This window comes from Modestobacter caceresii (assembly GCF_000761485.1).
Lineage (GTDB): Bacteria > Actinomycetota > Actinomycetes > Mycobacteriales > Geodermatophilaceae > Modestobacter > Modestobacter caceresii.
This window is the reverse complement of sequence record NZ_JPMX01000044.1, coordinates 94057-102922: the sequence shown is the minus strand read 5'-3', so window position 1 is coordinate 102922 and position 8866 is coordinate 94057. Positions and strand designations below refer to the sequence as shown.

Below are 8866 nucleotides of genomic sequence, written 5' to 3'. Positions count from 1 at the left end.
CGGCTCGCGCCGAACCACCCGAACGGGTCGCGACGGCGGTGGGAATGGTGGCGGCGGGCAACGTCTTGGGCCAGCTGTGAGCGCAGCCCCCGCCGTCTCGACGACGTCGGTCCCCACCGCACCGTCCACCCGCACCGCCGTCCTGGCGATCGTCGCCCTCGCGCTCGGCGGGTTCGCCATCGGCACCACCGAGTTCGTGACCATGGGCCTGCTGCCCGACATCGCCCGCGGGGTGGACGCGACGATCCCCGAGGCCGGGCACGTCATCTCCGCCTACGCCCTCGGCGTCGTCGTCGGTGCCCCGGTGCTCGCCGCGCTGGGCGCCCGGCTGCCACGCCGGCGCCTGGCGATGGGGCTGATGGTGGCGTTCGTCGTCGGCAACACCCTCAGCGCGCTGGCCCCCGGCTACGGCTCCCTGGTGCTCTCCCGCTTCGTCGCCGGCCTCCCGCACGGCGCCTACTTCGGCGTCGCCTCACTGATCGCCGCGTCCCTGGTGCCGGCCCACCTGCGCGGCCGCGCGGTCAGCTCGGTGATGCTCGGGCTGGCGGCCGCCAACGTCGCCGGGGTGCCCGCCGCGACCTGGCTGGGCCAGCAGCTGGGCTGGCGCTCGGCCTACTGGGCGGTCGTGGTCATCGGCGCCGTCACGCTGCTGGCCGTGCTCACCGTCGTCCCGTCGGTGCCCGGGCGGTCGGAGGCGTCGATCCGCACCGAGCTGGGTGCCCTGCGCCGGCCCCAGGTGGTCCTGACCCTGCTGGTCGCCACCGTCGGCTTCGGCGGGATGTTCGCCATGTACAGCTACATCGCGCCGATCGTCACCGAGGTGGCCGGCCGGTCGGCCGGCTTCGTGCCGGTCGTGCTGCTGGCCTTCGGGGTGGGTGGCGTCCTCGGGACGGTGCTGGGCGGACGGCTCGCCGACCGGGCGCTGTTCCGCTCGCTGGTCGGGGCGACGGTCGCCACCGGCGTGCTCCTCGGCGTGATGGCGGTGGCCGCCGGCAACGCCCTGGCGCTGATCGTCACGGTGTTCACCATCGCCGCGGCCGCCTCCACGATGGTCGTGCTCCTGCAGCTGCGGCTGATGGAGGTCGCCGGTGAGGCGCAGATGCTCGGCGCCGCGCTGAACCACTCGGCGCTCAACGCGGCCAACGCCCTGGGCGCCTGGCTCGGTGGTCTGGTCATCGCCGCCGGCCTGGGCTACCGGGCGCCGAGCGTGGTGGGCGCCGGGCTCGCCGTCCTCGGCCTGGGCTTCCTGGCCGCCTCGGCCGTGCTGCGTCGCCGGGAGCTGCGCGCCGCCGCCTGACCCGCTCCCGCCGGCAGCCGGCCCGCCCGCAGCCGGGTCCGCCCGCGGCCCGCCGTCCCGAGCAGCCAACTCGGTCTGGCGCGGGAGTGTGTCCGTTGACACACTCACGCCGAGGCCGGGTGATCTCGGCCACGAACGGCCCTGCAACGGAGCGGAGGACTCGTGACCCAGATCAACGTGCGGGTCGACGGGGCGTCCTACACGGACGACGTCGAGCCACGGACCCTGTTGGTCCACTACCTGAGAGAGCAGCTCGGCAAGGTCGGCACCGTCGTCGGCTGCGACACCAGCAACTGCGGTGCCTGCACCGTGCACCTGGACGGCCAGGCCGTGAAGTCCTGCACCGTGTTCGCGGTCCAGGCCGACGGCTGCCAGGTCACCACGATCGAGGGCGTCGCCACCGGCGAGGGCGACAGCGCCACCCTGCACCCGGTGCAGCGGGCCTTCCACGAGATGCACGGCCTGCAGTGCGGGTTCTGCACGCCCGGGATGATCATGGCCTCGATCGACCTGCTGAAGGAGAACCCCGACCCGAGCGACGAGGAGGTCCGGGAGGGCATCGAGGGCAACCTCTGCCGCTGCACCGGGTACCAGAACATCGTCCGGGCGGTGCGCCAGGCGGCGGCGGAGATGTCGGGGAAGGCCGCCGACGACCCGCAGGCCGAGCCGGCCGCCGTCGACACCGCGGCCGCCGAGCACGTGGCGGTGCAGGCATGACCGCGGTCGAGGACCCGACCTCCTCGGTCGACCTGCCGCCGGCCAAGGAGGTGGGGCAGGCGCGTCGCCGCAAGGAGGACGCCCGGCTGATCACCGGCAAGACGACCTGGACCGACAACATGGTGCTGCCCGGGATGCTGCACCTCGCGGTGCTGCGCAGCCCGGTCGCCCACGGCCGGATCACCCACCTGGACGTCAGCGCGGCGAAGGAGCGGCCGAACGTCGTCGCCGTCTACACCGGGGCCGACCTCGCCGAGGAGCAGGGCTCGCTGCCCTGCGCCTGGCCGGTCACCCCGGACATGGTCAACCCGGGGCACCCCTCGATCGCCGTCGAGCAGGTCAACCACGTGGGCGAGGCGGTCGCGGTCGTCGTGGCCCGCAGCCGCACCGCCGCCGCCGACGCCCTCGAGGCGATCGACGTCGACTACGAGCCGCTGCCGGTCGTGCTGGACATGGAGCAGGCCGTGCAGGAGGGCTCGCCCCTGGTGCACGACCACACCACGTCGAACACCAGCTACCACTTCGTCTTCGACGCCGGCGAGGCCGGCACGGGCAGTGACACCGAGCAGGCGTTCGCCGACGCCCAGGTCGTGGTCAGCCGCCGGTTCGTCCAGCAGCGGCTGATCCCGGCGTTCATGGAGCCCCGCTCGGTCGTCGTCCAGCCCTCCGGCGACAACTACACGATGTGGTCGGCCACCCAGATCCCGCACATCCTGCGGGTGATGGCCGCGATGGTCACCGGCATCCCGGAGCACAAGCTGCGGGTGATCGCCCCCGACGTCGGTGGCGGGTTCGGCGGGAAGCTGCAGGTCAACCCGGAGGAGATCCTCTGCCTGCTCATCGCGCGGCGGCTGGGCAAGCCGGTCAAGTGGACCGAGACCCGCGGTGAGTCGCTGATGACCGCCCACCACGGCCGCGACCAGGTCCAGTTCATCGACGTCGCCGCCGACCGCGACGGCACCGTCAAGGGCCTGCGGGTGCGGCTGCTGGCCGACATGGGCGCCTACCTGCGGCTGATCACCCCCGGCGTCCCGGCGCTGGGCGCGTTCATGTTCCCGGGGATCTACAAGTTCCCGGCCTACCGGTTCGAGTGCGACGGCGTCTTCACCAACAAGGTGCCCACCGACGCCTACCGCGGCGCCGGCCGGCCTGAGGCCACCTTCGCGATCGAGCGGATCATGGACGAGCTCGCCGTCGAGCTGGGCATGGACCCGCTGGAGGTGCGCCGGAAGAACTGGATCAACGCCGAGGAGTTCCCGTTCACCACGGTCGCCGGGCTGGAGTACGACTCCGGCGACTACCACCAGGCCACCGAGCAGGCGCTGGAGCTGCTGGGCTACGACGAGCTGCGGGCCGAGCAGAAGCGTCGCCGGGAGTCCGGCGACCCGGTCCAGCTGGGCATCGGCTTCTCCACCTTCACCGAGATGTGCGGGCTGGCCCCCTCCCGGGTGCTCGGCTCGCTCGCCTTCGGCGCGGGTGGCTGGGAGCAGGCGTCGATCCGGATGCTGCCCACCGGCAAGGTCGAGGTGGTCACCGGCTCTACGCCGCACGGCCAGGGGCACGAGACGGCGTGGAGCCAGATCGTCGCCGACCAGCTCGGCGTGCCGTTCGAGGACGTCGAGGTGCTGCACGGCGACACCGCCATCTCCTCGCGCGGGCTGGACACCTACGGTTCCCGGTCGCTGGTCGTCGGGGGCACCGCGGTCGTGAAGGCCGCGGAGAAGGTGGTGGAGAAGGCCCGGGTGATCGCCGCCCACCTGCTGGAGGCCAACGCCGACGACCTCGAGTTCACCGGCGGGAAGTTCACCGTGCGGGGGACGCCGGGCGCCGGGGTCGGCATCCAGGAGGTCGCCCTGGCGATCTTCGCCGCGCACGACTACCCGGAGGGCGTCGAGCCGACCATCGACGCCGAGGCCACCTTCGACCCGGAGAACTTCTCCTTCCCGCACGGCACGCACATCTGCGCGATGGAGATCGACACCGAGACCGGGTTCGCCAAGATCCGGAAGTACGCCTGCGTCGACGACGTCGGCACGATCGTCAACCCGCTCATCGTCGAGGGCCAGGTGCACGGCGGCCTGGCCCAGGGGATCGCCCAGGCGATGTACGAGGAGGCGATCTACGACGCCGAGGGCAACCTGACCACCGGCAGCTTCGTCGACTACCTGGTGCCGGCGGCCTCGGACCTGCCGCACTTCGACACCGGCAACACCGTGCACGCGGCGACCAGCAACCCACTGGGCGCCAAGGGCGTCGGGGAGGCCGGCTGCATCGCCAGCACCCCGGCGGTGGTCAACGCCGCGCTCGACGCCGTCCGGCACCTGGGCGTCACCGACATCCGGATGCCGCTCACCCCGGAACGGGTGTGGCGGGCGATCCACCAGGGCGGCGACGGCGGAGACCGGGCCGCCGCCGGTTCCAACGCCCAGGGCGCCACCGCCGGCGAGACGGCTGCCGCGTCCACCGATCCGTCGTCCTCCGGAGGTCACCTGTGATTCCTGCACCGTTCGCCTACGCCCGACCGACGACGGTCGAGGAGGCGCTGCAGGCGATCGCCGACGGCGGTGAGGACGTCAAGGTCCTCGCCGGCGGGCAGTCGCTGATCCCGGTCATGCGGCTGCGGCTCGCCGCTCCCGAGGTGCTCGTCGACCTCACCCGGGTCGAGGAGCTGCGTGGGGTGCGGGAGGACGGCGACATGCTGGTCATCGGGGCGATGACCACGCACGCCGACGTCCTCACCGACCCGCTGCTGGCCCAGTACGGGCAGCTCATCGTGCAGGCCACCGAGACGGTGGCCGACCGGCAGGTGCGCCGCCGCGGCACGTTCGGCGGTGCGCTGGCGCACGCAGACCCGGCCGGGGACCTCCCGGCGGTCGCGCTGGCCCTGGACGCGGAGTTCGTGCTCGCCGGGCCGGGCGGGCGGCGCACCGTGCCCGCCGCGGAGTTCTTCGTCGACTACCTCACCACCGCGCTGGAGGAGGGGGAGCTGCTGGTCGAGATCCGGGTGCCCAAGCTCGGCGAGGGCTGGGGGGTCCGGTACGAGAAGTTCAACCGGGTGGCCCAGGCCTGGTCGATCGTGGCGGTGGCCGCGGCCGTCCGGCGGGAGGGTGGCCGGATCGCGGAGGCCCGGATCGGGTTGACCAACATGGGGCCGACCCCGCTGCGGGCGTCGGCCACCGAGGCGGCGCTGGTCGGGGTGGACGTCAGCATGGAGACGGTGACCGCGGCGGCGGCCCAGGCCGCTGAGGGCACCAGCCCCAGCAACGACCTGAACGCCCAGGCCGACTACCGGCAGCACCTCGCCCAGGTGCTCACCCGGCGGGCGCTGGCAGCCGCGGTCGGCCTGTAGCGGCGTAGCCCCGGACCGGTCCGTCACATCCGTGGCGTGACCGGTCCGGCGGCGCCGGCAGGGGCGCGGTAGCGTCGCCGTCTCGCCTCGATCACCGCACGACCCGGACGGGCTGTCGCCGACTCGTCGCCTCCCGCCCGGGCTGCCCACTCTCGGAGGTCCTGCAGTGCAGCTGGAGAACGCGTTCACCGTGCCGGTGCCGATCGACGAAGCCTGGCGGGTGCTGCTGGACATCGAGCGCATCGCCCCCTGCATGCCCGGGGCCGCTCTCGACTCGGTGACCGGTGACGACTTCACCGGCCGGGTCAAGGTGAAGCTCGGACCGATCAACCTGACCTACCAGGGCAAGGCGTCGTTCGTGGAGAAGGACGAGGCCGCCCACCGTGCGGTCATCGACGCCCGCGGCAAGGACCAGCGCGGCAACGGCACCGCCGCGGCCGTCATCACCGCGACGCTCGCGGCCGAGGGCGACACCACCCGCGTCGACGTCCTGACCGACCTGAACATCACCGGCCGGCCCGCCCAGTTCGGCCGCGGCGTCATGACCGACGTCGGCAACAAGCTGCTCGGCCAGTTCGCCGACAAGCTCTCCGCCCAGCTGGCCAGCGGCGACGCCGAGGGTGACGCCTCCCGGGCCGCAGCGGCCGTGGGCACGCAGGAGCCGACCGTGGCGGGGAAGGCCACCGCCGCTGCCGCCAAGGCCGCCGCGACCACCGCCGGCGTCGTCGAGGAGGCCGCGGCGAGCGTCGAGGGCGCTGCCGGTGACACCCCGGCGGCCGGCGCGGCCGAGAAGGCCGGTGCCGCGGCGAAGAAGACCGCCGCTGCGGCGGCGGACAAGGCAGCAGACGCGGAGGAGGCGGCGGCTCCGGCGAAGGCGGCCAAGAAGGCCGCTCCCGCCAAGAGCGCCCCGGCCAAGGCCGCGGTCCCCGATCCGCTGGCTCCGCCGACGAAGGGCACGCCGGCCGCCACCGGCACCGCCCCGGCTGCCGGCGACACGGCCCCAGCCGCCGGCGACACCGCCCCGGCTGCCGGCAGTGCGGCACCGTTCTCCGGCACCGGGACGGTCGAGGACCAGGCAGCCGACGCCGAGCCGGCCTCCACGACGGCGGCCGACGCGCCGGACGGTGGCCCGCGCAAGGCGCCGAGCAAGCCGCCGACCGGCACCACCGCCCCGCCGAACCGCCCGGCCGGGGGCGGCCCGGTGCGCAGCACCCCCAGCACGCCGCGGCGGCCGGTGGCCCCGGCCGAGCCGGAGCCGATCGACCTGCTCGAGGTGGCTGGCGGGGCGGCGCTGACCCGCTACGCCGCGCCGGCGGCAGGGGTCACCGTGCTGGCGCTGCTGATCGCCCTGCTGGTGCGCCGCCGCCGCAGGTAGGAGCCTCCGGACGGTGATCAGGTGACCTGATCACCGGCTGTCCCCCCGCACCAGCGTTGGTGCGGGAGGACAGTGTCCGGTGCGGGGGGACGGGCCCCCGAGCGGGTCAGTGGCGGCGCAGCCAGTCCACGGCTGCGGCGGCCACGGCGGCGGGGTCCTTCTTCAGCCCGTGGTCGCCCGGCACCGCCGCGACCGTCCCGGGGTGACCGGCGAGCGCGGCGACCACCTCATCGGGGCGGCCGAACGCGTCGGTCTCCCCCTGCACCACCAGCAGCGGGACGGCGACCTGCTGCAGCTCGGGCGCGCGGCCCTTCTCCGGCTTGCCGGGCGGGTGCAGCGGGAAGGCCAGGGTCAGCACCCCGGCGGCTCCCTGTGCGGTCGCCGTCCGGCAGGCCACCCGGGCCCCGGCGCTGCGCCCGCCCAGCACCAGCGGGCCGGTCAGCGGTCCGTCGGTGCGGAGTGCGTCCAGCACCGCCGTCCAGCCCTCGTCCAGCCGGGCCGGGGCGGGTGCGATCCGCCTGCCGGCCACCACCCACGGCTGGTCGACCCGCAGCACCCGCCAGCCGGCGGCGCACGCGGCGGCGGAGACGGCGAGCAGGTCGGTGGAGTCCGACCCGGCGCCGGCGCCATGACCCAGCACGAGGGTGCCGCGGACGTCGCCCGCCGGCTCGGCGCGGTGCACGCGGGCGGGGCCGAGGGGGGTGGGGACCTCCGCGGCGGTCACGCCGGCGGCAGCGCCAGCAGCGCCTCGACGACCTCCAGGAGGGACGCGCCCTGCACGTGCGGCGGCTCGTACACCGCGGCGTAGGCGGACTCGGCGCGGGAGCACCAGCCGCCGGTCAGGCCGGCGCGCTGGGCACCGTGCACGTCCCAGGAGTGGACGGCGACCAGCGCCAGCTCCGCCGGCGCCACGTCGCACACCCCGGCCGCCCAGAGGTAGGCCGCCCGGTCGGGCTTCCAGACGCCGATCGACTCGGTGGTCAGGGTCCGCTCGACCAGTGGGGTCACCCCGCCGCGGGACAGCCCGGCCTCGGCGACGCCTGGCGTCCCCTGGCTGAGCGTCACCGCGCGCACCCCCGCGGAGGTCAGCCGGCGCAGCGCGGGCTTGACGTCGGGGTGCGGGCTGAGCTCACCGAAGGCGTCGGCCACCGCCGTCCGCTGCGCCGCCGACAACCCGGTCAGCTGGGCGAGTGCGGCCTCGAACGCGTCCCGGAACCGGCACCGGGTGCCGGCGGTGGCGGCAGCGAACCCCAGCGCCAGCGTGCGGCTGAAGACGGTGGGCAGGAGGTGCCCCGGCTCGCCGTTCTCGATCAGCGTGGCCTGGACGGGGGCGAGGTCCAGCAGCGTCTCGTTGACGTCGAAGGCGACCACGGCCGGTCGCGTCCTCGGTGCGGTCATGCCTGGTCCCGCTCCTCGGCGGGGGCCTCCACGGGGAGGTCGGTGCCGGCGTCCGGCGGACGGTGGAACCGCCCGGTCGCCTTCTTGTAGACGAACCAGGCCACCGCGGCGACGACGGCCACCACGACCACGTAGTCCAGGTACTGCAGGTTGGCCTGCACGAAGTCACCGGCCGCGACGCCCAGGCCGATGAGCAGGCTGTTCCAGAGCAGGCTGCCGGCGGCGGTGAAGAGCAGGAACTGCGGCATCGGCATCTTCACGACGCCGGCCGGGACCGAGACGAAGCTGCGCACGATCGGCACCATCCGGCCGAAGAAGACCGCGGCGCGACCGTGCCGGGCGAACCACTCGAACGTCCGGTCCACGTCGGCGGTCTCGACCAGCGGCAGCCGGTCGAGGAAGGCGTGCGACCGGCGCGGGCCGAACAGTCGGCCGACCCAGTAGAGGACGATCGCCCCGAGCACCGAGCCGACGGTGGCCCACAGGATGACCGGCACGAGGGACATCCGGCCGTCGTTGATCAGCACCCCGGCCGCGCCGAGCACGACCTCGCTGGGGATCGGCGGGATGACCGTCTCGATGAGGATCGTCAGGCCGACGCCCACCGCCCCCAGCCGGTCGATGAGGTCGAGCAGGAAGCCGGTGATGCCGCCTTCGTCGGATGTGGCGGCGGCGAGGACGGACATGGGGCCCACGGTATCGGCGGTCGCCGTGCGCCGCCCTGCTGCCG

At 74.4% G+C, this 8866-nt stretch carries 8 protein-coding genes; 5 read left to right on the top strand and 3 right to left on the bottom strand.

Annotated features, from left to right (window positions below; genetic code table 11):
* Positions 1 to 76: 76 nt before the first annotated feature.
* The 5 genes from IN07_RS11380 (at position 77) to IN07_RS11360 (ending at position 6738) form a co-directional block, all read left to right on the top strand.
* Complete coding sequence (locus IN07_RS11380) at positions 77 to 1297, top strand: MFS transporter (RefSeq protein WP_036335917.1); 1221 nt, start codon at positions 77 to 79, stop codon at positions 1295 to 1297.
* 162 nt (positions 1298 to 1459) lie between these two features.
* Positions 1460 to 2014, top strand: coding sequence for a (2Fe-2S)-binding protein (locus IN07_RS11375; protein WP_036335916.1), 555 nt, complete (start codon positions 1460 to 1462; stop codon positions 2012 to 2014).
* Positions 2011 to 4509, top strand: a complete 2499-nt coding sequence (locus IN07_RS11370) for a xanthine dehydrogenase family protein molybdopterin-binding subunit (RefSeq protein ID WP_036335915.1) — start codon at positions 2011 to 2013, stop codon at positions 4507 to 4509. Before IN07_RS11375 ends, IN07_RS11370 begins: the two co-directional genes overlap by 4 nt.
* The gene (locus tag IN07_RS11365; RefSeq protein ID WP_036335914.1) at positions 4506 to 5363 is read left to right on the top strand and encodes an FAD binding domain-containing protein; all 858 of its coding nucleotides are present in this window, start codon (positions 4506 to 4508) and stop codon (positions 5361 to 5363) included. Before IN07_RS11370 ends, IN07_RS11365 begins: the two co-directional genes overlap by 4 nt.
* A 166-nt stretch (positions 5364 to 5529) precedes the next feature.
* Complete coding sequence (locus IN07_RS11360; RefSeq protein WP_036335913.1) at positions 5530 to 6738, top strand: SRPBCC family protein; 1209 nt, start codon at positions 5530 to 5532, stop codon at positions 6736 to 6738.
* A gap of 106 nt (positions 6739 to 6844) precedes the next feature.
* Here the strand turns inward: IN07_RS11360 and IN07_RS11355 are convergent, their stop codons facing one another.
* From IN07_RS11355 to IN07_RS11345, 3 genes are read right to left on the bottom strand one after another with little or no spacing between them, the layout of a single operon-like run.
* Positions 6845 to 7462 (bottom strand): alpha/beta hydrolase family protein, encoded by a 618-nt coding sequence (locus IN07_RS11355; protein ID WP_036335911.1) that lies wholly within the window; start codon positions 7460 to 7462, stop codon positions 6845 to 6847.
* A complete protein-coding gene (locus IN07_RS11350; protein WP_036335910.1) occupies positions 7459 to 8136 on the bottom strand; it encodes an HAD family hydrolase in 678 nt (225 codons plus the stop codon). Before IN07_RS11350 ends, IN07_RS11355 begins: the two co-directional genes overlap by 4 nt.
* Complete coding sequence (locus IN07_RS11345; protein ID WP_036335909.1) at positions 8133 to 8822, bottom strand: DedA family protein; 690 nt, start codon at positions 8820 to 8822, stop codon at positions 8133 to 8135. The genes IN07_RS11350 and IN07_RS11345 overlap by 4 nt, the downstream gene beginning before the upstream one ends.
* Between the last annotated feature and the right edge of the window lie 44 nt (positions 8823 to 8866).